The following is a 22,656-nucleotide window of genomic DNA, read 5'->3' as shown; positions in this document are numbered from 1 at the left end:
GCGGACGGTAGCCTGCCGGGGGTCCGGGGTCGTCCCCGGATCCGAACCCGTACCGCATCCGTACGATGGGGCCGGCCACCCCCGTGCACCGCGCCGCGAACGTCGGCGCCTGCGGCCCAGAACCGTACGCGCCAGGATCATCGCCCTGCTGATGGTGCCCGTCGTGTCCCTCCTCGCCCTGTGGGGCTTCGCCACCGTCACCACCGCCCAGGACGTGGCCCGGCTGCGCGAACTGCACCGCGTGGACGAGCGGATACGCGGCCCGGTGGCCGCCGCCGTCACATCCCTCCAGGCCGAACGCCGCGCCGCCGTACGCCAGGTCGCCGCACCCGGCGCCGGTACCGCAACGGGGCTGTCCGGGACCGCCGCCGAACTCCAGCAGCAGGCCCGGCGCACGGACGCCGCCGTCGCGACGCTCCTCCTGGACGACGGGCACACCGTCGCGGACGGAGGCGACCTGCCGCCGGAACTGTCCGGCCGCATACGTGAGTTCACCGACCAGGTACAGCGGCTGTCCGCCCTCCGCTCGGCCGCCCTCGACCGCAAGGCCCAGTGGGACACCGTCTACGCGCGGTACACGTCCGCCATCACGGCGGGCTTCGACGTGAGCGGTGCCCTGACCGGCATCCAGGGCGCCCACAACGGTTCCCACGCACGCGTGCTCCTGGAACTGTCCCGCGCCGGCGAGATGCTCGCCCGTGAGGACGCCCTCCTGACCTCCGCCCACCTCACGAAGGATTTCGCCCACCAGCGTCTGCGGCTGTTCACCGGCGCCGTGGAGACCCGCCGCACCCTGCTCCGGTCCGCCACCGCCGACCTGCTCCGCCCCGACCACGACGCCTGGCACCGGCTCTCCGCGCAGAACGCGTACCGGCGGATCACGGCGGCCGAGAACCGGATCGTCACCGCCCCCGCAGGGCGCCGGGCGGCCACCGTCGTGCCCGCCACAGCCTGGGAGCGTGACCACACCGCCGTACGTGACGCACTGGCCGCCCTGGAGACCGACGCCCGCCGAAGCGCCGCCGACCGCGCCGAGCCCTTCGCGGGAGGCGTCCTGACGGCCGCCGGAGCGGCCGTCCTCCTCGGCCTCGCCGCCGTCGCCGCCTCCCTCGTCATCTCCGTACGCATCGGGCGCGCCCTCGTCGTCGAACTGGTCACGCTCCGCAACACCGCCCTGGAGATCGCCCGCCACAAACTCCCGCACGCCATGCGGCGACTGCGCGCGGGCGACGAGCTCGACATCCACGCGGAAGCCCCACCGGGGCGGCCCGCCCAGGACGAGATCGGACACGTCGGCGAGGCACTCGGCACCGTGCACCGGGCCGCGCTCAGCGCCGCCGTCGAACGCGCAGAGCTCAGCCGGGGCATCTCCGGGGTCTTCGTCAACCTCGCCCGGCGCAGCCAGGTCCTGGTCCACCGGCAGCTGAACCTCCTGGACAGCATGGAGCGCCGAGTGGACGACCCGGCCGAACTCGGCGACCTCTTCCGCCTCGACCATCTGACGACCCGGATGCGGAGACACGCCGAGAGCCTCATCATCCTCTCGGGCGCCGCGCCCGGCCGTGCCTGGCGGACGCCCGTGCCGCTGACCAACGTCGTAAGGGCGGCGGTTTCCGAAATCGAGGACTACGCGCGCGTGGAGGTGCGGCAGCTGCCGGAGACGGCGGTCATCGGCGCCGCCGTCGCCGACCTCACCCACCTGCTCGCCGAACTCGTCGAGAACGCCGCCCAGTTCTCCCCGCCCCACACCAAGGTCCGTGTCACCGGCGAACCGGTCGGCAACGGCTACGCCCTGGAGATCGAGGACCGGGGTCTGGGCATGGGCAAGGAGGCTCTGGAACAGGCCAACCGCCGCATCGAGCACTCCGAGGCGCTGGACCTCTTCGACAGCGATCGCCTCGGTCTGTTCGTGGTCAGCAGACTCTCCGCACGCCATGACATCAAGGTCCATCTGCGCACCTCCCCGTACGGGGGCACGACAGCCGTCGTTCTGCTGCCCACCGCTCTGCTGCACACCGCCCTTTCTCCCGGCCGCCCGGAGGTCCCGGCCGCACCCACGCCCGCGCCGCCACCCCCGCACGACAGGGCCGCACCCGCCCCCGTGCCCGCACACCGCGCGGCGACGCTCCCCACCCACCCCGAAGAGCCCCAGCCGGCCGCCGTCACCACGCTGCGCCCGCCGCCCAGCCCCACCCCCAGCCCCCCGAGCACGCCGCAGCCCCGTGGAGAGTCCCTCGGCGGCGCCTCGGATGGCGATCCAGGAGGCCTGCCCCGCCGCGTACGCCAGGCGCACCTCGTCCCGCAGCTGCGCGAGGCTCCCGCGGCCCACCGGACCCTCGACGCCGACCCGCACCCGCACCCGCACCCGGACCAGGACCAGGACTTGCACTCGGGCACGAACGTCCCCGACGGACGCACGCCCGAACTGGTCAGGGCCCGCATGACGGCCTACCGCGACGGCTGGGCCCGTGGCGTCGCCGGGCCCGGTACCACCCCTGCCCCGGGCACCCGTCCCCGTACCCGCACCCTCCAAGGAGACGAAGGATGATCGAGCACGAGGGGATCGCCCCCCGCTGCGCGTCCGGCGAAATGGACTGGCTCCTGGACGACCTCGCCTCTCGCGTACGCGATGTACGGCACGCCGTCGTCCTCTCCAACGACGGCCTCGCCGTGGGGGCCTCCAGTGCGCTCACCCGTGAGGACGCCGAACACCTCGCCGCCGTCGCCTCGGGGTTCCACAGCCTCGCCAAGGGCGCGGGCCGGCACTTCCACGCCGGCGGCGTACGCCAGACGATGGTCGAGATGGACGACGCGTTCCTGTTCGTGGCCGCGGCCGGGGACGGCTCGTGTCTGGCCGTACTGAGTGCGGCGAGTGCCGACATCGGCCTGATCGCGTACGAGATGGCCCGCCTCGTCAAACGCGTCGGTGAGCACCTGCGCACTGCGCCTCGTGTCGTCGCCACCCCGCCCGCCACCGGCTGACCGGGGACGCACCATGACCGAGGACAGCGGCACCGGGGCGTACGTGGGCGCCCACTGGTACGACGCCGACGCCGGGCCCCTCGTCCGCCCGTACGCGATGACCGGAGGCCGCACCAAGCCCGGTCCGAACAACGTACGGTTCGATCTCATCGCTCTCGTCGTCGTCGACGACAGCCCGCCCGGAACCGCCGAAGAGGCCCTCCTGGGCCCCGAACACCGCGCCCTGCTCTCCCTGTGCCGTTCCGAGACCCAGTCCGTGGCCGAACTGGCCGCCGACGCGGATCTGCCCGTCGGTGTCGTGCGCGTCCTCCTCGGTGACCTCCTCGAAGCCGGGTACGTAGGGGTCAGCCGTCCCGTACCGCCCGCGCAGCTGCCCGACGAAAGGATCCTGCGAGAGGTGATCGACGGTCTCAGGGCCCTCTAGGCACCGTTGCGCCAGCCGCTCTCAGGGCTCCGGGCTCATCTGGAGGAACCAGTCCCGTGCGGCGTCCGCGGCCTGCTCCAGCGTTCCCGGCTCCTCGAAGAGGTGGGTGGCTCCCGGAATCACACGGAGTTCGCACGGGGCGGTCAGCTGCCGCGCCGCCTCCTCGTTCAGCCGCAGCACGTCGTGGTCACGACCGCCGACCACCAGCAGTACCGGCGCCCGTACGCCGGCGAGGGCGGCGCCCGCGAGATCCGGGCGACCGCCGCGCGAGACCACGGCACGCACCTCCTCCGCCCTCTCGGCGGCCGCCACGAGCGCCGCGGCGGCGCCCGTACTGGCACCGAACAGCCCCACCGGGAGGCCACCGGTGTCCCGCCGGCCGCGCAGCCAGTCCACCGCCGCCGTCATACGGCGTCCCAGCAGCGGGATGTCGAACCGGAGCTCGGCGGTGACCATGTCCACGCGCTCCTCGGCCGCGGTGAGGAGGTCCATGAGCAGGGTGCCCAGTCCCGCCTCCCGCAAGGCCCCGGCCACCGCGCGGTTGCGGGGGCTGTGCCGCGAGCTGCCGCTGCCGTGGGCGAACGCCACCACACCCCGCGCATCACGGGGCAGGGCCAGATCTCCGGCCAGCGTGACCTCACCAGCGGCAATGGAGACCGCCTCCGACGCCAATGCCATGGGGTCCACCTCCCGTGCCGGGTCCTGCCCCGCACCGCAGGGATCCGGGAACCTCGTCACCACTGCCCGTACGGTCGGACCATCGGGTACCCATGACCTTGGGACGGATGCCCGGCACCGGGTGCGCTGGGCCGGATGCCCCCGGACGCCCCGATCCGGCGAGGAAGGAGGCCCGGATGGAGCGGACGCCGCAGGACGGCCAGGCACTGGAGATCGCCGTACTCGTCGGACTGCAGGCCGCCGGTAAGTCCACCTTCTACGAGCGGTACCTCGCCGGCAGCCATGTAAGGGTGAGCAAGGACCTCTTCCCCCGCGCCGCCCGCAACAAGCAGCAACGGCAGATGCGCCTGGTCGAGGCGGCGCTCTCCGCCGGACGGCCGGTCGCGGTCGACAACACCAACCCGTCGCCGGAGGAGTGGCGCCCCCTGGTGGCCGCGGGCCGCGCCCATGGCGCGACGGTGACGGCCTATTGGTTCCCTCCGGACACAGCTGGCTCCCTGCGGCGCAATGCCGCACGGGAGGGGCGGGACCGCGTCCCTGACGTCGGCATCCACGCCACCCACGGGCGGCTGCGCAAGCCCTCCCTCTCGGACGGGTTCGACAGCGTGCTGGAAGTGCGGCTGGACGGCCACGGCGGATTCGCCGTCGGGCCCTCCCTCTCCCCCCGCCCGACCTGACCCCCGCACCGCGTGGCGGTTGCCCCGCCATGTCAGAAGCGCGCACTCAAGTGGACATCCCAAGGGGCCAGAACAGTCACATCACTCAAAAAGCGATCACATCGCCCGGGCCGGGCACCCTGGTTGCCATACTGCTGGCCTCACCCAGAACGTCTGTACTGGTCCTTGTACTGGTGCCGGCCTGTCTGCCGACCCCGAGCCCACTCCTGAGAGGAGTGATCGATGGCCTCCGAGCGGTCCGACACCACCGCCCTCGCCCTCAAGATCCTGGTCGCCGGTGGCTTCGGGGTCGGCAAGACGACCCTGGTGGGCGCGGTCAGCGAAATCCGGCCCCTGCGTACCGAGGAACAGCTCAGCCAGGCCGGTCAACTGGTCGACGACACCGGGGGAGTGGACCAGAAGACCACCACCACCGTCGCCATGGACTTCGGCCGCATCACCATCCGTTCCGGGCTGTCGCTCTATCTCTTCGGTACACCGGGACAGGACCGGTTCTGGTTCCTGTGGGACGAACTGTCCCAAGGAGCCCTGGGCGCCGTCGTCCTCGCCGACACACGGCGCCTGGACGCGTGCTTCCCGGCGGTCGACTACTTCGAGCACCGCCACATCCCGTTCGTCGTCGCCGTGAACTGCTTCCCCGGGGCCCGGGCCCATGGCGCCCACGAGGTGTCGCGCGCACTCGACCTCGACCGCGGCACACCGGTCGTCCTGTGCGACGCGCGCGACCGGGACTCCGGCAAGGAAGTCCTGATACGCCTTGTCGAACACGCGGGGCGCGTGCACACCGCCCGGCTGGTCGACTCGATCTCCTAGGGTCCGGCGCGGGGAAAGCCGCCCGCGCCCTGGCCAGGGCCGGTCCGCCGCGGGCCGCGACGTCCTGCTCACCCCATCCACCGGTGATGCAACGGTGATGCACCGGCGATCCACCGGGGCTTTCCGCCTGCGAGCGGTGCCCTTCCGCGGTCGCACGCCCCTCCGGGATGCTTGCCCTGCTCACGTCAGTGCGTAAGGCTTACGAGGCAGCGGGGAACGTGGGAAACGGGGAGGACCGGACATGGCTCTGGACAAAGGACTCGACTGGCTCCTGGACGACCTGACGAAACGGGTCGAATACATACGGCACGCCTTGGTGCTGTCCAACGACGGCCTGGTCACCGCCGCGAGCGCCGGGCTGGCACGGGAGGACGCGGAGCACCTCGCCGCCGTTTCCTCCGGGCTGCACAGTCTCGCCCGCGGATCCGGCCGGCACTTCGGCGTGGGCAGGGCCCGCCAGACGATGGTGGAGTTCGACGACGCGATGCTCTTCGTCACCGCGGCGGGTGAGGGCAGCTGCCTGTGCGTACTCAGCGCGGCGGAGGCCGATGTCGGCCAGGTCGCCTACGAGATGACGCTCCTCGTCAACCGGGTCGGTGAGCATCTCGCGGTCGCAGCCCGACAACCCGGCGGCGGGGCACTCACCGACCGCTGACGGGTGCCGACCAGCGGTGACACCGCGTCCGGTCGAGGTTTTCCACAGGCCGGACGCGAGCGGCCCCGACCGCGCTACCTTCGTGACGCAACGTAATCGATTCTCACGGGGGAAGTCGCCATGACGGTCAAGGACGCAGTCACCGCGCACACCGTTGCCTACGGGCGCGCCGCGCAGCAACTGGAGCTGAGGAGGAACGAGTTCGAGCTCGCCGTCCAACTGGGCCACGTGCGGACCGTGCCCGGTGTCAACGGCGGGCGGCGCCGGGTGGCCACGGAGGAGATCGAGCGGCTGCGTGCCGCGCCGGACTTCCCGACCGGTCTGCGGGAGCGCGTGCGTACCGTCGGCACGACGAGCGCGGCCGAGCTCGCCTCGATCACCGGCGACCGCTTCACCAAGCTGGCCAGAACGGGGCACTTCAGCCCGGTCACCTTCTACCTCAACCGCTATCGGGCCGTCGTGTGGCTCTATGCAGCGGGCGAGGTCCAGGAGTTCGCCGACCGGCATCCCGACCTGCTCACCGGCAGACTGCCGGCTGCGGTGCGAGCCAAGCTGGACAGGGGCGAGGACGTCCGCCCACGCAACTGGCGCGCACGACGTCTCGGCCTTCTGCTGCGCCAGGCCGAGGACCCCTGGGCGGCCGCGGCCGCCATCGCGTCGCTCCTCTCGGCGGTCCATGTGGCGGAGGTGGTCGGTGATCCGGACGAACGGGCGTACCTCGACCGGCTCCGGCCCGAGCCGCCGAGCGCGCGGCCGGAGTCCCTCGCCGCCCGGGACATCGTCGACCGGCTCCTGCTGGCGAACGACCCGGACGAGATCCTCTGGCACCGCATGAGCCTGGCACACACTCTGGACGAGGCACGGGCGCATCGGCCCGCTCCCCGCTCGGACGACACCGGCCACCGCCTGCCGCCGCCGAAGCATGGGCCCGGCCGTACCGGGCTGCTCACCCGGCTCCGGCTCGGCCGGCGCAGGACGATCCGTGCCGGCCAAGCCCTCTGACAACTGCTCAGCGTGCCTACGGGGAACCGGGTGCGATCTGCCTGATCAATACGCCGAGCCCTGAGCACCGCCGCGGGGCAGCACGGTCGACAGCACGGCGGGCAGGGGGTGCCAGTCGGCCGACACGATGCTGGCGTGTCGTCCGGCCAGCAGGGCGACCCGCTCCCTGGCCTGTGCCTCGGTCGGGTGGGTGCCGTCGATGGCGGGCGCCACATTGTGCGCGTCCGTCATCACCACCAGGTAGTGACGACTGTTGTACCAGCCGGTGTCGATGGAGCCGCCTGCATAGGCGGAGGCGTCGCCGTCGAAGACGACGAACCAGGGGCGTATCCCGGGGTCCGCGTACCGGGTGCGGGGATCTCCCGCGGCGGCACGGTGCACCGCGGGGAACGCGGCCGCCTCCCGCAGTCGACCCGCTGCCGCCAGGTTCCGCAGATGCGTGGCGTACTCGCGGTCGGTCCACAGGGTGTCCATCGGGTTGTCCTGCTCGACGGTGCCCGGGATGAGTTCAACGACGAACTTCCCGGCCAGTGCCGAACGCATGGGCCAGCCGTCCGTCCGCACGGCTGTGTCGAGGTCCGCATGTCGGCCGGCCAGATCGGCCGGACGGAACAGGGCATCGCCGAGCCGGGCGGCCAGCAGTGCGTCCAGCGCCGCCGGGCCCCGACCGTTCTTCGCCTGGAAACCGTCCTTCAACTCGATCTTCAGCAGGATGGGCCGATGCCCCGGATGGGCGTCGTGCCACGCCCGGATGTCCGCCAGACACCCGCCCAGGTCCTGGTTCCTGGGCTTGGAGCGCAGCTCACCCGCGTGCGCGGCGTTCACGCAGTTGTTGTCGTTACCGAGGGGGTTGCTGTGCGAAACGCGCCACGATCTGCCGAACGCGTTCGTCCACACGTCGATCTCCAGCATCCCCGCACCCGAGTCCAACGCGTCGGCGAAGTAGGGATACGTGGTTTTCTCGTACGCGTTGTGGACACCCACCCCGGTGGAGTCGGAGTAGGCCAACTGCCCGGGATCGGCCGACGCCGCATCGGCGGAGCGGGCCTCGCCCGGGGCGGCCCCGAGGGAGAGCGCCCCGGCCAGTACGGCGGACGCGGCTGTCATCGCGGTACGCGACACCTTCATCGTGAGCCCCTGTCTCCCTGTCGGAGTCCATCAAGTCGAGCGAAGCGTAGGGGAGTTGGGTGAATGTAGGGAGACCTGGTGGCTGCGTGAACAGAAACGGAGAGCGCTTCTCAGTGACTCCGTGGCCCCGTGCCCGGTGGAAGGACGTCGGTCACCCGTGGGTGACAAGCCGAGCCCCCCGGCCAGGCAAACCGGAGCGCCCGCACCCCTACCCGTCGTCCAGGCCGACGGGCCCGGCACGTGGCACCGTCGTTCCGCCCGGCGGGGCCCGGCACGTGGCACCGTCGTTCCGCCCTGCGTGGCCCGGCACGTGGCACCGTCGCTCCGCCCGGCGGGGCCCCGCACGGAGCACCGTCGTTCCGTCGGCGGGCCCGGCACGCGGCGGGGGCGGTGGCTGCCGGTAGCCCGCCGAGAAGGGCGCCGCGCTCCGGTGCGGGTAGCCGTGCGCGTGCGCTGCGGGCGTTGGGCGTGCACCATGGCCGCATGCTGCTGGCCCGACTCGCGGAGGTCTCCCACCAGGTCGCCGCCACCTCCGCGCGCTCCCGCAAGATCGCCGCACTGGCCGGTCTGTTCTCCGCGACCTCCCCCGAGGAGGCCCCGCTGGTCATCGCGTACCTCGCGGGGCGGCTCCCGCAGGGGCGGATCGGTGTCGGCTGGAGCACCCTCAAGGAGCCCGTCCCGCCCGCCGCTGCGGCCACGCTCACCGTCGCCGCCACCGACGCCGCCCTGACCGCACTCGCGCAGGTCGCCGGCCCGGGCTCGCAGGCGGAGCGACGGCGGATGGTGAGGGAGCTGATGGGCGCTGCCACCGCGGCCGAGCAGCAGTTCCTCCTGCGGCTCCTGACCGGCGAGGTCCGGCAGGGTGCACTGGACGCCATCGCCCTCGAAGGCGTCGCCAAGGCAGCAGAGGCGCCCGCCGCCGACGTACGGCGGGCCGTGATGCTCGAGGGGTCACTGCCCCGGGTGGCTCAGGTACTGCTCGCAGAGGGGCCGGCCGCGCTGGAGCGGTTCCAGCTGCGCGTCGGCAGTCCCGTGCATCCGATGCTGGCCCACACCGCCAAAAGCGTGACCGAGGCCATCGCCGCGCTCGGCCCCTGTGTCGTGGAGGAGAAGCTCGACGGGATCCGCGTCCAGGTGCACCGCGCCGGCGACGACGTCCGCCTCTACACCCGGTCGCTCGACGACATCACCGACCGGCTGCCGGAGATCACGGCGGCGGCGCGTGAGCTGTCGGGGGATCAGTTTGTCCTGGACGGCGAGGTGATCGCCCTGGACACCGCCGGCCGCCCCGTACCGTTCCAGGACATCGCATCCCGCGTCGGATCCCGCATCGACGTCGCGACCGCCGCTGCCGCCCTGCCCGTGTCACCGGTGTTCTTCGACGTCCTTGCCGCCGACGGCGCCGTCCTCGTCGACCTGCCCGGCCATGAGCGGCACGAGGTACTCGCCCGGCTCGTACCCGAGCCCATGCGGGTGCGGCGCACCCTCGTCGAGGACCCCGGCGACCCGGCGGGGACGCAGGCGGCCGAAGCCTTCTTCGCCGAGACGCTTCGGCGTGGCCACGAGGGAGTCATGGTCAAGGCACTCGACGCCCCCTACAGCGCCGGCCGCCGTGGCCGCTCGTGGCTGAAGGTCAAGCCCGTGCACACCCTCGACCTCGTCGTCCTCGCCGCCGAATGGGGCCACGGCCGCCGCACCGGCCTGCTCTCCAACCTCCACCTCGGTGCCCGCGCCGCCGACGACTCGTACGTGATGCTCGGCAAGACGTTCAAGGGCCTCACCGACGCCATGCTCCGGTGGCAGACCGAGCGGCTGCGGGAGCTGGCGGTCGAGGACGACGGCTTCACCGTCCGCGTCCGTCCCGAGCTCGTCGTCGAGATCGCCTACGACGGTCTGCAGCGCTCCCCGCGCTACCCGGCCGGAGTCGCGCTCCGGTTCGCCCGCGTGCTTCGCCACCGCCCCGACAAGCCGGCGGCGGAGGCAGACACCATCGATCGCGTCCTGGCAGGCGGCGGCGGTCAGTCGTCCATGGTGGTGTAGCGGATCCTGGCCCACAGCGGCAGCACGAACCAGCACAGCATGTACCAGGTCACCACCCCCGCGACCAACCACGGAACGAACTCGTCATGGGTCGCGACCCGCAGCACCAGGAACAGGGCCGACACCAGGGTCGCCAGCAGCAGCACAAGGCCTATGAACGTCAGCCGCGACGCCCAGACGACGGCCTGCGGCTTGATGCGCCGCCCCGACACTATGCGGTGGAACGACACCGGCCCGATCAGCGCCCCGGTCGCCGAGGCACCCAGCGCCACCGTGATGATGTAGATGGTCTTGTCGGCGCTCGGAAGGTCGGCGAACTTCGGCGTGAAGACCACCGTGAGCAGAAAGCCGAAGAGGATCTGCACACCCGTCTGGGCGACGCGGATCTCCTGGATCAGCTCGGCCCAGCGCCGGTCCGCGCGCTCGTCCGGCGTCTCGTCGCGTCCACGCGCCATTGCCGCTGTCCCGGCCGTTCCCCGCGTCCCTTCCTCTTCCGCCGTCCCGCCGTCGCCTCTCGGCGTACCCCGCCCTGTCTGCTCAGACATGATCATCCTCCCGCAGTCCGTGCCGCACCTGTCTTCTAACCCCGAACGACCGGATCAAGCGCGGGCCCCGTGCCCGTACGGCACCCGTAGGAACTCGTCGGGTGTCGAGCAGGTGGAACGTGACCGTGCGCGCACGGAGCGCACATGCTCGTACGACACCTCCGGGAGGGCCCCGGGACGCCAGGAACCGAAAGGAGCGGCGCCACGTGCGTGCCACCCCCTGCGTCGCGCTCCTGGTGCCGATCGCGCTGACGCTCGCGGGCTGCTCGGTCCCGCAGCAGGAGATCCGGGCCGTGTCCGAGGCCGCCACCGCCTTCACGGCCCGCCATCAGGCCTCGGACAACGCCGCCGCCTGCGAATACGTCGCTCCCGACACGCGCGAGGAGCTCGCCCACGACCCCGGCCCGACCTGCGCGGCAGGGCTCGCCGAAGCAGATCTGCCTGACCCGGGGGAGGTTCGCACCATCGATGTGTACGGTCACCAGGCGCGTGTCGAGCTCGACCAGGACACCTACTTCCTCACCTCCTTCGCGGACGGCTGGAAGATCAACGCGGCCGGCTGCACCCCCCGCCACCGAAAGCCCTACCGCTGCCACGTGAGGGGCTGACGCGCATGCGCACCATGTTCCTGCTCTATCTCCTCGTGGTGGTCTGCGGCCTCGCCTTCTTCAGTGTGGTGGGGATGATGCACAAGTGACGCGTGCAACCCGCCTCGCCCGCCCTACCCGCCCCACCCGATTCACCGGCTTCCTCCGGGACAACGGCATCTCCCTCGTGTTCGGCGCCGGCTTCCTCGCCGCGCTCTTCGGCCAGGCGCTGGCAGGGCAGGCCGCGTACAACAACGACCTCCGTTCCGTCGGCGCCCGGGCGCTGGGCTTCGGCGACTATCTGACGACCTCCCATTTCGCCGTCGACGTCACGGAGAACTGGCAGTCCGAGTACCTGCAGTTCTTCCTGTTCCTCTTCGCCACCGTCTGGCTGGTCCAGCGCGGATCGCCGGAGTCGAAGGAACTGCACAAGGCGGGCGTGGAATCGGAGAAGGACCAGCGCATGGGCGAGTACGCCGGCCCCGACTCGCCCCGCTGGGCCTCTGTCGGGGGCATCCGGCAGGCCCTGTACTCCCGGTCCCTGGGCGTGGTGATGTTCCTGGCCTTCGTCGGCTCCTGGTACGCCCAGTCGGTCGCCGGCGCGGCCGCGTACGGCGAGGAACGCCTGCGCGACCTCCAGGACCCGGTCCCGTGGTCCGACTACCTCCTGACCGCCGACTTCTGGAGCCGCACGTTGCAGAACTGGCAGTCCGAGCTCCTCCCGTCGGCTCCATGGCGATCTTCGCCGTCTTCCTGCGCCAGCGCGGCTCGCCCGAGTCGAAACCGGTGGGCGCCGCGCACTCCTCGACCGGGATCGAAGGGTAAGGGGGGTAAATCTCAACTCCAGGGTGAGACTCGTGTCAGGGCTATCCCCAGAAGCCCCAGAAGCCCCAGAAACCTCAAAAGCAAGCCCCAGAAGCACAGAACGGAGAGGCCATGACACGAGCGGCGGTGTTCGACGTCGACGGCACCCTTGCCGACACCAACCACCTGCATGTGACCACCTGGTGGGAAGCGTTCCGGCAGGCCGGGCACGACGTGCCCATGCACGCCGTTCACCGGGCCGTTGGGCTGAGCTCGCACGACCTGATCGCGCATCTGCTCGGCGACGACCGGGACACGGCACAGGACGACGCGATCAGCGCCGCCCACAAGACTCTCTACGGGACCTACTTCGACCGGCTGACCGCGTTCCGGAACGCCGGCCGCCTGCTCAAGACCCTCGCGTCGGAAGGCTGGACGGTCGTCCTGGCCACCTCCGCCGGCGGGTCCGAACTGTCCGCACTGCGCCGCGCCATCGACGCGGACGACGCCATCACCGCCACCGCGAGCGCGGACGACGTCGACGAGGGCAAACCGGCGCCCGAGCCGGTGCGGCACGCGCTGGAGCTGGCGGGAGCGCCGGCCGGGAGTTCCGTCTTCGTGGGGGACACGGTCTGGGACATGAGGGCCGGCACCCGCGCGGGCGTCACCTGTGTGGGCCTGCTGTGCGGTGGCATCCCACGAGCGGACCTCACGGAAGCGGGGGCCGCCGTGCTCTACGACGACCCCGCCGACCTGCTGGCGCACCTGGACCGCAGCCCGCTGGGGGGAGCCGGCGGAGCCGGACGAGTCGGCTGACGGCGCGCCGGCCGCGTCACTTCCCGAGTTCGCGCTGGAGCTCCGACTTGTTCATGGACGACCGGCCCTGGATTCCCTTCCGCTTGGCCTCCTCGTAGAGCTGGTCGTACGTCGGACCCTTGGGACCACTGCTGCCGGATCGCTGCCCGCCACGCTTGGAGGACGACATGTCCTGCGTGGAGGTCTTGCTGGCGGTCTTCGACTCCCCGGAGCGCGCCCGCTCCTTGTTCACCGTACGGGCGGCGATCTCCTCCGCCCGCTTCTCGCTCGCGCCGCGCTTCTTGGAACTTTCCTTGATGTGCTCGTACTGCCGTTCACGCTTGGGGCTCGATCCAGCGGGCATTCGTTCCTCCTGACGTCCCCCCTTGCGGACCCCCCTGCTTCTCCTCACCCTCGTACCAGGCACTCACCACCGCAAACGGGCCGGTGAAGTTCCTGATTGACGGGTCCGAGGCGAGGTATTCGTGCCTGTACGGGTATGAGGACCGGATCCGACCCAAGGAGTGGAGCGACGTGGAGAGCAACGCAACAAGGAACCACCCCGCGGACTGCGACGTCACCGTGCAGCTCAGCGACTGCGGCCGCCAGGACGCCCGGGCCGTCTTCGAGACGCTCGACCGGGTCTTCGCGGGCTGTGACGTACCCGCGACAGGGCCGGAACAGGCCCATGACCACGAGCCCACCGTATGGATGGCCACGTTCGACAGCTCCGCCCGCAAGGGTGAAGAGCCCGGACCGCCGCACCTCAGCACACCGGTCACGGCTCTGCTGACGGGTGACCACCACGCTGTGGCGGAAGTGGAGAAGGCGCTCGGCGGGCTGTTCGAGGTGCGGTCCTCCACGTCCGTGTCGGGCGAGCACGAGAAGGAAGCGCGCCTGCTGCTCGCGTCGCGCTACGTCACCCACTGACCCCGCGTACGCCCCTCTCCGCGCGCGTGATCATCACCCCCCTGAGGGAGTCCTCAGCCCTCAGGGACCACGCGTCGCCCGGCCCGTGTGATCACGCGTCGCCCGTGAGATCACACGGGCGTCACGCGTCGCGTCCAGCGGCGGTGGAGTCGAAGTCGATCTCCTTCGCCTCCACCGTCCGGGCGCCCATGTTGCGCCGCATCATCTCCAGCGCGGCCCGCGCCAGCGGCTCGTGGATATGGGCCACCGCGTCCGTCGGCACCGTCACCTCGATGTGCCTGATGTGCGCGTCGAGCGCCGAGTACAGCACGCACTGCTCGGTCACCTGGCCGCACAGCACCAGATGACCGACGCCGAGCTGCCTCAGCAGGTACGCCAGCGGCGTCTCGTAGAAGACCGAGTGCCGTGCCTTCACCACGAAGAGGGAGGAGTCGTCCGGGCGGATCGGCTCCACCAGTTCGGCGTGCGGTCCCTCCAGCGCCGTCTGGAGGATCTCGCCGTGGTGGGACCTCCATTCGCCGAAGTTGTCGTTGACGTAGATCACGGGTACGTCGTGTTCCCTCGCCCGTGTCAGCAGGTCCACCAGGACGGGCAGCGTCTCGCGCACGGAGGGCAGGAGCTGCTCGGCATCCCTGTGCTCGTACGTGTTGATCATGTCGATGACGACGAGGGCGGTGCGGCCGGCGTCACCGCGCCGCTCCGGCGTACCCGTGCCGGAAGCACTCATGCCCGTCAGCCGATCGCTTCGCGCAGCGCGGGCAGCAGCGTCTTCGCCGACCAGTCCAGGAAGGCGGGCTGCGAGTCCCCACCGATCTGCACCAGGGCGATCTCGGTGAAGCCCGCGTCGGCGTACGGCTTCACCGCGGCCACGAAGTCGTCCGGATCGTCACCACAGGCGATCGCGCCGGCGACGTCCTCCGGCTTCACGAACTGCGTGGCCGCTTCGAACGAGTCGGGGTGCGGCAACTCCGAGTTGACCTTCCAGCCGCTGCCGAACCACCGGAACTGGTCGTGCGCACGGCGTACGGCGGCCTCCTTGTCGGGGTCGTAGCAGACGGGCAGCTGGCCCACCCGGGACTTGCCCTTGCCGCCGTGCCGGTCGAACGCGTCGAGCAGCTCACCCTTCGGTTCCGTGGCGATGACGAGGTCGGCGAGGCGGCCCGCCAGTTCGCAGGACCGCTCGCCGGACACGGCGAGGCCGATGGGGGGCGGCTCGTCGGGCAGGTCCCACAGGCGGGCGGACTCCACGTCGAAGTGGGCGCCGCGGTGGTTGACATGGCCGCCCTCGAAGAGCGCCCGGATGATGACGATGGCCTCCTCCAGCATCTCGTGCCGTACGTCGACGGAGGGCCAGCCACCGCCGACCACATGCTCGTTGAGGTTCTCGCCGGATCCCAGACCGAGCCGGAACCGCCCCTCGGACAGCAGCTGGAGCGTCGCCGCCTTCTGGGCGACGACGGCCGGGTGGTAGCGGAAGGTCGGGCACGTCACGTACGTCATCAGCGGGATGCGGGAGGTCGCCTGCGCGGCCGCGCCGAGCACTGTCCAGGCATGCGGCGCATGGCCCTGCGAACGCAGCCAGGGGAAGTAGTGGTCGGACGTCACCGAGAAGTCGAACCCGGCTTCCTCGGCCTGGACGACGTGGTCCACAAGGGCACGGGGCCCGGCCTGCTCGGTCATCATCGTGTATCCGATTTGCACCATAAACCCGCGATTTCCCCGAAGATCTCATCGGAAACATCTGGGCGGAGCGGCTCGGCGACCCCGGTATACACCCTGTGTATACACCGTGTGTAGAGTGTCGGCCGACGACCGGTCCCACCGGTCGATCCGGTCCACCCACCGCGGAAGAGAGATGTCCTCCATGCAGTTCGGCAAGAAGTCCCGGACCCGTCGCAAGGCCGTCGTCCCCGTCTCCCTCCTGGCCGTGGCCTCGCTCGTCATCGCACTGGGCGGCTGTTCCTCCGAGAGGGTCGCGCCCAGCAGTGTCAGGGCGGAGGCCAAGGGCGAGGCGGGGCCGGTCGACTGCAGGAAGGTCACGTGCATAGCGCTCACCTTCGACGCCGGCCCGGGCAAGGACACGCCCCGGCTGCTCGACATCCTCAAGGAGGAGAAGGTCCCGGCGACCTTCTTCCTGCTCGGCAGCAAGCACGTCGACCGCTACCCCGACGTCGTACGCCGCATCGCCGCCGAGGGGCACGAGGTGGCCAACCACACGTGGTCCCACCCGATCCTGACCGACCTCGAACCCGACGGGATACGCCAGGAGCTGTCCCGTACGCAGGAGGCGATAGAGAGGCTCACCGGCCGCAAGCCCACCCTGATGCGCCCGCCGCAGGGGCGCACGGACGACACCGTCTCCGAGATCAGCCGCGAACTCGGACTCGCCCAGGTGCTCTGGAGCGTCACCGCCAAGGACTACTCCACCACCGACTCCGCCCTCATCCGGCAGCGGACCCTCGACGGGGCCGAGAAGGACGGCATCATCCTGCTGCACGACATCTACGACGGCACCGTCCCCGCAGTGCCCGGCATCATCGCCGAGCTGAAGAAGCGCGGCTTCACATTCGTCACCGTCCCGCAGCTGCTCGCCCCCGCCAAGCCCGAACCCGGCACGGTGTACAAGCCCTGAAAGGCCCGGCCCCACACACCACGGGGCCCGGCGTGAAGTGGGCCACTCAGGGAACCGCTCGTGATGGTTGAGCGTTCATCGTGTGTGGCCGCGCAGGGGACCGTGTCCCCGGCCCACCGCCGCGAGGCGACCGCCCTCCGTGGCCACGGCGCACAGCCCCGGCTGGATTCCCCCCGTCCAGCCGGGGCTCCGTCGTCCCGCCATCGGTCGTCACGCACGGCCCCGCCGCCCGCACCGGTCGTCACGTACCGCCCCCGTCCGCCGCCGCCCGTGCGACGCTGACTCCACAGGACGCAGATCCCGCAGATCCCAAGGAGCGCGGCGATGACGCAGCAGGCCCGGGAACTTCTGGAAGCCACCGCACGGGCGCTCGCCCCTCGGCAGGGCGCCAACCGGCTCGTAGCCGCGATCGCCGACGGCACGGCGAGCCGCATCACCATCGGCACGCTCGCACTGGAGCAGCGCCACATCGTCACCTCCGACCGCCGCTCCTTCCTGCACCTGGCCGCCCGCACGGCCGCCCGCCCCCAGGGCGCCGCGCTGTTCACGACCCTCGCCGAGGGCGAGGCCCTGGCCATGGACCGTCTCGGCGCCCTGCTGAACGGCTGTGGGCTGGACGAGGTGACGGCCGAGGCGTACGAGCCGGCGGCCGGCTGCCAGGCCTATCCGGCGTACGTCGCCTGGCTCGCGCTCAACGGCGACCCGGCCGACGTGGCCATCGCCCTGTACGCCAATTTCGCCGCATGGGGCGGATACTGCGCGACCATCGCCGGGGCCCTGCGCACGCGGTACGGGTTCGCCGACGAGGCGTGCGGCTTCTTCGACTTCTTCGCCCTGCCCGCGCCCGCCCTGAAGGACCAGGCCGTCGCCGCCGTACAGGAAGGCCTGGACGACGGGCGCGTCACCATGACGGCGGCGCTCCGTTACGGCCGGCTGCTGCAGTCCTACGAATCGATGTTCTGGGACACCCTGACGCCGGGCACCTGAGTTCGCACCGACCGGATGCGGGTACCCGCCGTGCGTTCGTTTCCCGACAGACGCACCCCGGAGGCGTCCATGGCGGTACGGCATCAGCTGATCAAGAGGCCCCCCGAGGCGGTGTGGGCCGTTCTCGAAGACGCGTCCCGGTACAGCGACTGGGTCGTCGGCACGTCTTCGTCCCGGCACAAGGACGGCCACTGGCCGAAAACGGGAGCCACACTCGAGTACACCGTCAGCCTGGGCCCCTACACGGCGGAGGGAGAGACCGTCGTACGGCTCTACGAGCCCCCCAGATGCCTGGAACTGGAAGCCAAGAGCGGCGCCCTGGGAACGGCGAGGATCGCCATAGAGGTCCGCCCCTGGGGCGACGAGACGCTCGTCGTCGTCGACGAGCACCCGCTCCGCGGCCCCGGCGGCCTGCTGCACAACACGGTGATCGACGCCCTGCTGCAACTGCGCCACCGCGCCATGCTCCGCCGCCTCGCCGACGTGGTCGAACGGGAAGCCCCGTGACCTCCGGTCCCGTCGTGCCGGACGCGGCGCCCGACACCGTGCCGGACGCGGTGGTGATCGGGGCGGGCCCCAACGGCCTGGTCGCGGCCAATGTGCTCGTCGATGCCGGCTGGTCGGTCGAAGTCCTCGAAGCACAGGACGAGCCGGGCGGCGCCGTCCGCAGTGACCGGGGCGCCCACCCGGACTACGTCAGCGACGTGTTCAGCGCCTTCTACCCGCTGGCCGCGGCCTCCCCCGTACTGTCGCGCCTCGCTCTCCACGAAGAAGGCCTCCACTGGAGCCATGCGCCGCGCGTCCTGGCCCACCCCCTCCCCGACGGGCGGTGCGCGGTGCTGGAGCGCGACGGGGCCGCGACGGCGGCCGGACTGGAGAAGTTCGCCCCCGGAGACGCCCTCGCCTGGGACCACCTCTGCGACATCTGGGACCGGCTCGGCGCCGACATCATCGACGCCCTGTTCACCCCCTTCCCCCCGGTACGCCCCACGGTCCGGCTGGCCGCCCGCCTGCGGGCGTCGGGCGGGCTGCGGCTGGCCCGCATGATGACGCTGCCCGTACGGCGTCTGGCGGAGGAGGAGTTCCACGGAGAAGGGGGCCGGCTGCTGCTGGCCGGCAGCGCCCTGCACGCCGACCTGGCCCCCGAAGCGGCGGGCAGCGGAGGCTTCGGCTGGCTGATGGCCATGCTCGGTCAGTCGTACGGCTTCCCCGTGCCCGTCGGCGGGGCAGGCGCGCTCAGCGCCTCTCTCGTACGCCGCCTCCAGCGGCGCGGCGGCGTGGTGCGCTGCGGTGAGCGGGTCGTGGAGGTGACCGTCCGGTCCGGGCGGGCGGTGGCGGTCCGCACGGCGGCGGGGGAGACGGTGCCGGTGAACCGCGCGGTCCTCGCCGACGTGGCCGTACCCGCTCTGTACGGGGGTCTCGTCGGGCCCCAGCACCTGCCCTCCCGGCTGCTCGACGACGTGCGTCGCTTCCAGTGGGACTGGGCCACCTTCAAGGTCGACTGGGCGCTGTCGGGCCCCGTCCCCTGGGCGGCCGGTGAGCCGGCGGCCGGCGCGGGCACGGTGCACCTGGCCGACGGCATGGACGAACTGACCCGGTTCTCCGCCCAGCTCGCCATGCGGGAGGTGCCCGACCGGCCGTTCCTGCTGTTCGGCCAGATGACCACCGCCGACGCGACCCGCTCCCCGGCCGGCACCGAGTCGGCCTGGGCCTACACCCACGTCCCCCACGGCATCCGGGGTGACGCGGGCGACGACGGCCTCACCGGCAGCTGGGACCTCCGCGAGCAGGAGGCCTTCGCCGACCGTGTGGAGGCCCAGGTCGAGCGCTTCGCCCCCGGATTCCGCTCCCTCGTCCGCGCCCGCCGCGTCCTCGCCCCGCCGACCCTGGAGGCGATGGACGCCAACCTGTACGGGGGCGCCATCAACGGCGGCACTGCGGCAATGCACCAGCAGCTCGTCTTCCGCCCCGTACCCGGTACGGGCCGTCCCGAGACACCGGTGGAGGGCCTCTACCTCGCCTCCGCCGGCGCCCACCCGGGAGGCGGCGTGCACGGCGCGCCCGGCGCGAACGCCGCTCGCGCGGCCCTGCGCAGTTCCCGGCCACTGCGCCGGGCGCTCACCCGCGCGCAGGCCGCCCTGGCGGGCCGCGGCCTCCGCCCGGCCTCCACCGGCTCTTCCCCGGACGACCTGCCACGGACGGGGTGACGGCGGCGTCGAAGCGCGCCACCTGCACGAGGCGAGCCGCCGGCACCTGTACCCACGACGGCCGGCCAGACCCCCCGTCGTCGCCGGCCTCCCTCACTCGACGTCCGGCCGCCGGGCGCGAGCGGCCACGTCACTCGCACGGCGTCGGGCCTCACTCGCCGCCCGCTCGGCCTCCTGGAGCCGCCGACGCGCGGCACGTACGTCCTCGTCCGCCGTGCGCCGGAGCGCCTGGGCCTCCTTGAGCTCCCCGGCCAGCGCGTCCACCCGCCGCGCAGCCTCCCGGAGTTCGGCCTCGGCCCGCTCCTGGTCGGCCTGGGCCCGGTGGCGCTCCGCCTCACGCGCCCGGGCCTCCTCCTCGGCGCGCCGCAGCTCCTCCCGCAGCTCGCGCTCCCGCCGTTCACGCTCCCGCTCCCGCCGCTCCCGCTCCCGCCGGTCGTGCGCCCGTTGCTCACGCGCCGGTGGTTCTCCCGTACTCCGTGACTGGTTCCCCTCCTCCGTACCCCGCCCACGCGCCGGAGGTGCGACGTCCGCGAGTGCCGCGGCGAAGCCCACGGGGGCGCTCAGGGGTTTCACCAGCCGCCCCGACGCCCACTCCTCGGCCGCGGCCGGGTCCGCCAGGACGGCGTGCAAGGTCGCCTCGACCTCGTGCCGCACATCCTCGCCGACCGGCTGCCCGGCATCCGCCGCGAGCTGCTGTGCCTGCCGTGCCAGCGCTGTCACCAGGGCATGCTGTTTCCGGCTGAGTTCCCGGAGACGTTCTCCGTCCAGCTCCTGGTGGGCGCGGCGCAGCCCGTCCCCGAGAGCGGCCAGCGACCGGGCTTCCGCCGGGCGCTCCCGTACCAGCAGATTGCTCGCCCACGCCGCCAGGGTCGGTCGGCGCAGCGCCCGGACGGCGTCCGCGAGGGCCCGGTCACCGGCCGTGCGGGCCTCGGCGGCGCGGGTGTTCCGTGCCGCGGTGAAACGGTCGGGTCGCAGCCCGTACAACTCGTCGGTGACGCTCTCCAGATCCACAGCTCTCCCGTGGGGCACTGCCCGCAGCACATCCTCCCCAACATTTCAGTTATGCCCCATTTTGAGGCGGTAGGAGAGGTTTTCCTTCTGGAGGCGGTGGTCACCCGGCCCCTGGGACCAGGGAAGCGACGAGGTCCACGACAGAACGCGCGAATCCCAGGGAGGATGCATGATCACCCAGGCACAGATCCCGGCCGTGCTCGACCATCCGGTGTACGACGCGTCCGGCAACAAGATCGGTGAAGCCAAGCACGTGTTCGTTGACGATGAGACGGGTCGGCCCGACTGGGTCAGCGTCAAGACCGGGTTCCTCACCGGAGCCGAATGCTTCGTCCCGATCCACGAGGCGACGGTCGTCGAGGACCATCTGGAGGTGCCCTACCCCAAGGGCAAGGTCAAGGACGCTCCGAGCGTCGACGTGGACGCGGGCGGCCACCTTTCGGCCGCCGAGGAACGGCGCCTCTACGAGTACTACGGCATCGGCTGGGAGGGCACCCAGGAGCAGGGCGGGCGCTCGGGTGACGACGCCATGACCCGCTCCGAGGAGCACATGCATGTGGGAGTGGAGCAGCGCGAGGCGGGCAAGGCCCGGCTCCGTAAGTACGTGGTGACCGAGGAGGTCCAGCAGACGATCCCGGTGCGGCACGAGGAGGTCGTCCTCGAACGCGAGCCCGTCACCGACGCCAACCGTGACGCCGCCCTGTCCGGTCCGGAGATCTCCGAGGCCGAGCACGAGGTGACGCTGCACGCCGAGGAGCCGGTGGTCGAGACCCGGGCCACCCCGGTGGAGCGGGTGCGGCTGAGTACGGAGGAGGTCGCCGACGAGGAGACCGTACGCGGTCAGGTCCGCAAGGAGCGGATCGAAGCCGACCTTCCCGACGAGGAGCGCGGCACCGACCGCTGACCCTCGACGGACCGCCCCGCTCCCCAGGGAGCGGGGTTGCGTACGGCTCTTCACGTTCGGCGACGCGCCGTGATTCACACCCCCGGGGTCGTATACAACGACTGTTCACGGCCGTCCTCCGCGGCCGTCATGGCACGACGAGGCCCGCACGGCCTGTCGCGGGCCGTGCGGGCCTGGGGGAGAGCGGTGCGCGGGCTCAGAAGGAGAAGACCGAACCCTCGGCCTGCATGATGCAGGAATTCGCGTACTTCTGCTCGAAGTTCACGCGACGGCCTTCCCACGTGCCCTGTGCGGTGACGACGACCGGGTCGTAGATCTTGATGCAGGGGCGGGTCTCGTCACCGCCCAGCTTGTCGAACTTTCCGTCTGCGGCCCGCAGTTCGGCGCATGCCTGCTGCGGTGCCGGATGCGTCCCGCCGGCGGTCGGATTACAGGTGAGCGTCACCGCCCGCGTGGGCACCGCGGTGGCGGCGGTCTCGCCCTGGGCGACCGTGAGCACCAGGGCCGTCGGCGCGTAGAGTCGCGGCTCGGGCGCGGCGGCCTTCGCGGCGGCCCCCGTGACGGTCATAGGCCCGAGGACCCCCGCTGTGGCCAGACCGCAAACGATGGCGCGCCTTACCAGTGTCCGCATGGCATAAAACCTCTCAGCTCGATTTCTCGGTTCGTTCGGTGCCGTGCGGCAGCCACATTGCCGTGCCCGTCCTGTTGACGCACATTCACCAACGTTTTTCGGTTTGGTCTGTTATTCAAGCGCTGACGCGAAACGTATTCTTGAAGAGCCGTACGCACTCATGGACCCCCTCTTCCATCAGGGCTTTATGGCGTGCCTGAAATGGTTCAAAGGTGCACGATGCG

Annotated in this window: 25 protein-coding genes and 1 pseudogene; 18 read left to right on the top strand and 8 right to left on the bottom strand. The window is 71.5% G+C overall.

Annotated features, from left to right (window positions below):
- The first annotated feature begins 109 nt into the window (after positions 1-109).
- The 3 genes from ABT360_RS20410 to ABT360_RS20400 are packed head-to-tail and all read left to right on the top strand — an operon-like array spanning position 110 to position 3,406.
- Positions 110-2,548 carry a sensor histidine kinase gene (locus ABT360_RS20410; RefSeq protein WP_444852285.1) on the top strand — a complete coding sequence of 813 codons (2,439 nt, stop codon included), beginning with the start codon at positions 110-112 and terminating at the stop codon, positions 2,546-2,548.
- Positions 2,545-2,982, top strand: a complete 438-nt coding sequence (locus ABT360_RS20405; RefSeq protein ID WP_351818090.1) for a roadblock/LC7 domain-containing protein — start codon at positions 2,545-2,547, stop codon at positions 2,980-2,982. Before ABT360_RS20410 ends, ABT360_RS20405 begins: the two co-directional genes overlap by 4 nt.
- A 13-nt stretch (positions 2,983-2,995) precedes the next feature.
- Positions 2,996-3,406, top strand: a complete 411-nt coding sequence (locus tag ABT360_RS20400) for a DUF742 domain-containing protein (protein ID WP_351818087.1) — start codon at positions 2,996-2,998, stop codon at positions 3,404-3,406.
- Positions 3,407-3,427: 21 nt separating this feature from the next.
- Here the strand turns inward: ABT360_RS20400 and ABT360_RS20395 are convergent, their stop codons facing one another.
- A complete protein-coding gene (locus ABT360_RS20395; protein ID WP_351818084.1) occupies positions 3,428-4,084 on the bottom strand; it encodes a dienelactone hydrolase family protein in 657 nt (218 codons plus the stop codon).
- Between the two features lie 176 nt (positions 4,085-4,260).
- Between ABT360_RS20395 and ABT360_RS20390 the strand changes: the two genes are divergently transcribed.
- The 4 genes from ABT360_RS20390 to ABT360_RS20375 all read left to right on the top strand — a co-directional run bounded on the left by ABT360_RS20390 (position 4,261) and on the right by ABT360_RS20375 (position 7,231).
- Positions 4,261-4,761, top strand: coding sequence for an ATP-binding protein (locus ABT360_RS20390; protein WP_351818081.1), 501 nt, complete (start codon positions 4,261-4,263; stop codon positions 4,759-4,761).
- 222 nt (positions 4,762-4,983) lie between these two features.
- Positions 4,984-5,574, top strand: coding sequence for a GTP-binding protein (locus ABT360_RS20385; protein ID WP_351818078.1), 591 nt, complete (start codon positions 4,984-4,986; stop codon positions 5,572-5,574).
- Positions 5,575-5,815: 241 nt separating this feature from the next.
- Positions 5,816-6,229, top strand: coding sequence for a roadblock/LC7 domain-containing protein (locus tag ABT360_RS20380; protein ID WP_351818075.1), 414 nt, complete (start codon positions 5,816-5,818; stop codon positions 6,227-6,229).
- A gap of 120 nt (positions 6,230-6,349) precedes the next feature.
- Positions 6,350-7,231, top strand: a complete 882-nt coding sequence (locus ABT360_RS20375; protein WP_351818072.1) for a DUF6397 family protein — start codon at positions 6,350-6,352, stop codon at positions 7,229-7,231.
- Positions 7,232-7,276: 45 nt separating this feature from the next.
- Here ABT360_RS20375 and ABT360_RS20370 read toward each other — a convergent pair whose 3' ends face one another.
- Positions 7,277-8,338, bottom strand: coding sequence for a phosphatidylinositol-specific phospholipase C domain-containing protein (locus ABT360_RS20370; RefSeq protein ID WP_351818069.1), 1,062 nt, complete (start codon positions 8,336-8,338; stop codon positions 7,277-7,279).
- A gap of 504 nt (positions 8,339-8,842) precedes the next feature.
- On the opposite strand from ABT360_RS20370, the gene ABT360_RS20365 reads away from it, so the two are divergent.
- Positions 8,843-10,399 carry an ATP-dependent DNA ligase gene (locus ABT360_RS20365; RefSeq protein WP_351818066.1) on the top strand — a complete coding sequence of 519 codons (1,557 nt, stop codon included), beginning with the start codon at positions 8,843-8,845 and terminating at the stop codon, positions 10,397-10,399.
- Here the strand turns inward: ABT360_RS20365 and ABT360_RS20360 are convergent.
- Positions 10,378-10,854, bottom strand: coding sequence for a DUF6328 family protein (locus ABT360_RS20360; protein ID WP_351818062.1), 477 nt, complete (start codon positions 10,852-10,854; stop codon positions 10,378-10,380). The two genes, ABT360_RS20365 and ABT360_RS20360, sit on opposite strands and share 22 nt — an antisense overlap.
- A 296-nt stretch (positions 10,855-11,150) precedes the next feature.
- Between ABT360_RS20360 and ABT360_RS20355 the strand changes: the two genes are divergently transcribed.
- The 4 genes and pseudogenes from ABT360_RS20355 to ABT360_RS20340 all read left to right on the top strand — a co-directional run bounded on the left by ABT360_RS20355 (position 11,151) and on the right by ABT360_RS20340 (position 13,151).
- On the top strand, positions 11,151-11,552 hold the full coding sequence (locus ABT360_RS20355; RefSeq protein ID WP_351818059.1) for a hypothetical protein: 402 nt from the start codon (positions 11,151-11,153) through the stop codon (positions 11,550-11,552).
- A gap of 85 nt (positions 11,553-11,637) precedes the next feature.
- Positions 11,638-12,192: pseudogene (locus ABT360_RS20350) on the top strand (DUF6766 family protein); the annotation flags it as partial.
- Between the two features lie 71 nt (positions 12,193-12,263).
- On the top strand, positions 12,264-12,356 hold the full coding sequence (locus tag ABT360_RS20345; protein WP_351818114.1) for a DUF6766 family protein: 93 nt from the start codon (positions 12,264-12,266) through the stop codon (positions 12,354-12,356).
- Positions 12,357-12,467: 111 nt separating this feature from the next.
- Positions 12,468-13,151, top strand: a complete 684-nt coding sequence (locus ABT360_RS20340; protein WP_351818056.1) for an HAD family hydrolase — start codon at positions 12,468-12,470, stop codon at positions 13,149-13,151.
- Between the two features lie 16 nt (positions 13,152-13,167).
- Here ABT360_RS20340 and ABT360_RS20335 read toward each other — a convergent pair whose 3' ends face one another.
- Positions 13,168-13,494: a plasmid stabilization protein gene (locus ABT360_RS20335; protein ID WP_351818053.1), complete on the bottom strand. Its 327-nt coding sequence runs from the start codon at positions 13,492-13,494 to the stop codon at positions 13,168-13,170.
- Between the two features lie 170 nt (positions 13,495-13,664).
- Between ABT360_RS20335 and ABT360_RS20330 the strand changes: the two genes are divergently transcribed.
- Positions 13,665-14,060 (top strand): hypothetical protein, encoded by a 396-nt coding sequence (locus ABT360_RS20330; RefSeq protein WP_351818050.1) that lies wholly within the window; start codon positions 13,665-13,667, stop codon positions 14,058-14,060.
- Positions 14,061-14,181: 121 nt separating this feature from the next.
- Here ABT360_RS20330 and ABT360_RS20325 read toward each other — a convergent pair whose 3' ends face one another.
- Both ABT360_RS20325 and ABT360_RS20320 read right to left on the bottom strand, forming a co-directional pair.
- Positions 14,182-14,787, bottom strand: coding sequence for an isochorismatase family cysteine hydrolase (locus tag ABT360_RS20325; RefSeq protein WP_351818047.1), 606 nt, complete (start codon positions 14,785-14,787; stop codon positions 14,182-14,184).
- 5 nt (positions 14,788-14,792) lie between these two features.
- Positions 14,793-15,764: an LLM class F420-dependent oxidoreductase gene (locus ABT360_RS20320; RefSeq protein WP_351818044.1), complete on the bottom strand. Its 972-nt coding sequence runs from the start codon at positions 15,762-15,764 to the stop codon at positions 14,793-14,795.
- Between the two features lie 151 nt (positions 15,765-15,915).
- Here ABT360_RS20320 and ABT360_RS20315 point away from each other — a divergent pair, with 151 nt between their 5' ends.
- From ABT360_RS20315 to ABT360_RS20300, 4 genes are all read left to right on the top strand, one after another.
- Complete coding sequence (locus ABT360_RS20315) at positions 15,916-16,692, top strand: polysaccharide deacetylase family protein (RefSeq protein WP_351818041.1); 777 nt, start codon at positions 15,916-15,918, stop codon at positions 16,690-16,692.
- Between the two features lie 324 nt (positions 16,693-17,016).
- Complete coding sequence (locus ABT360_RS20310) at positions 17,017-17,679, top strand: transcriptional regulator (protein WP_351818038.1); 663 nt, start codon at positions 17,017-17,019, stop codon at positions 17,677-17,679.
- Positions 17,680-17,748: 69 nt separating this feature from the next.
- Entirely contained in the window at positions 17,749-18,186 is a 438-nt protein-coding gene (locus ABT360_RS20305) for an SRPBCC family protein (protein WP_351818035.1), read from the top strand.
- A gap of 38 nt (positions 18,187-18,224) precedes the next feature.
- Positions 18,225-19,886: a phytoene desaturase family protein gene (locus ABT360_RS20300; protein WP_351818111.1), complete on the top strand. Its 1,662-nt coding sequence runs from the start codon at positions 18,225-18,227 to the stop codon at positions 19,884-19,886.
- A gap of 93 nt (positions 19,887-19,979) precedes the next feature.
- Here the strand turns inward: ABT360_RS20300 and ABT360_RS20295 are convergent, their stop codons facing one another.
- On the bottom strand, positions 19,980-20,897 hold the full coding sequence (locus tag ABT360_RS20295) for a hypothetical protein (protein ID WP_351818032.1): 918 nt from the start codon (positions 20,895-20,897) through the stop codon (positions 19,980-19,982).
- A 169-nt stretch (positions 20,898-21,066) separates the two neighbouring features.
- Between ABT360_RS20295 and ABT360_RS20290 the strand changes: the two genes are divergently transcribed.
- On the top strand, positions 21,067-21,801 hold the full coding sequence (locus ABT360_RS20290; protein ID WP_351818029.1) for a PRC and DUF2382 domain-containing protein: 735 nt from the start codon (positions 21,067-21,069) through the stop codon (positions 21,799-21,801).
- Between the two features lie 196 nt (positions 21,802-21,997).
- Here the strand turns inward: ABT360_RS20290 and ABT360_RS20285 are convergent, their stop codons facing one another.
- A complete protein-coding gene (locus tag ABT360_RS20285; RefSeq protein ID WP_444852283.1) occupies positions 21,998-22,432 on the bottom strand; it encodes a subtilase-type protease inhibitor in 435 nt (144 codons plus the stop codon).
- Positions 22,433-22,656: the final 224 nt, after the last annotated feature.

This window comes from Streptomyces sp. NPDC000229, assembly GCF_040300825.1.
In the GTDB taxonomy this organism is placed as follows: domain Bacteria; phylum Actinomycetota; class Actinomycetes; order Streptomycetales; family Streptomycetaceae; genus Streptomyces.
This window is presented reverse-complemented; position numbering and strand designations above follow the sequence as displayed.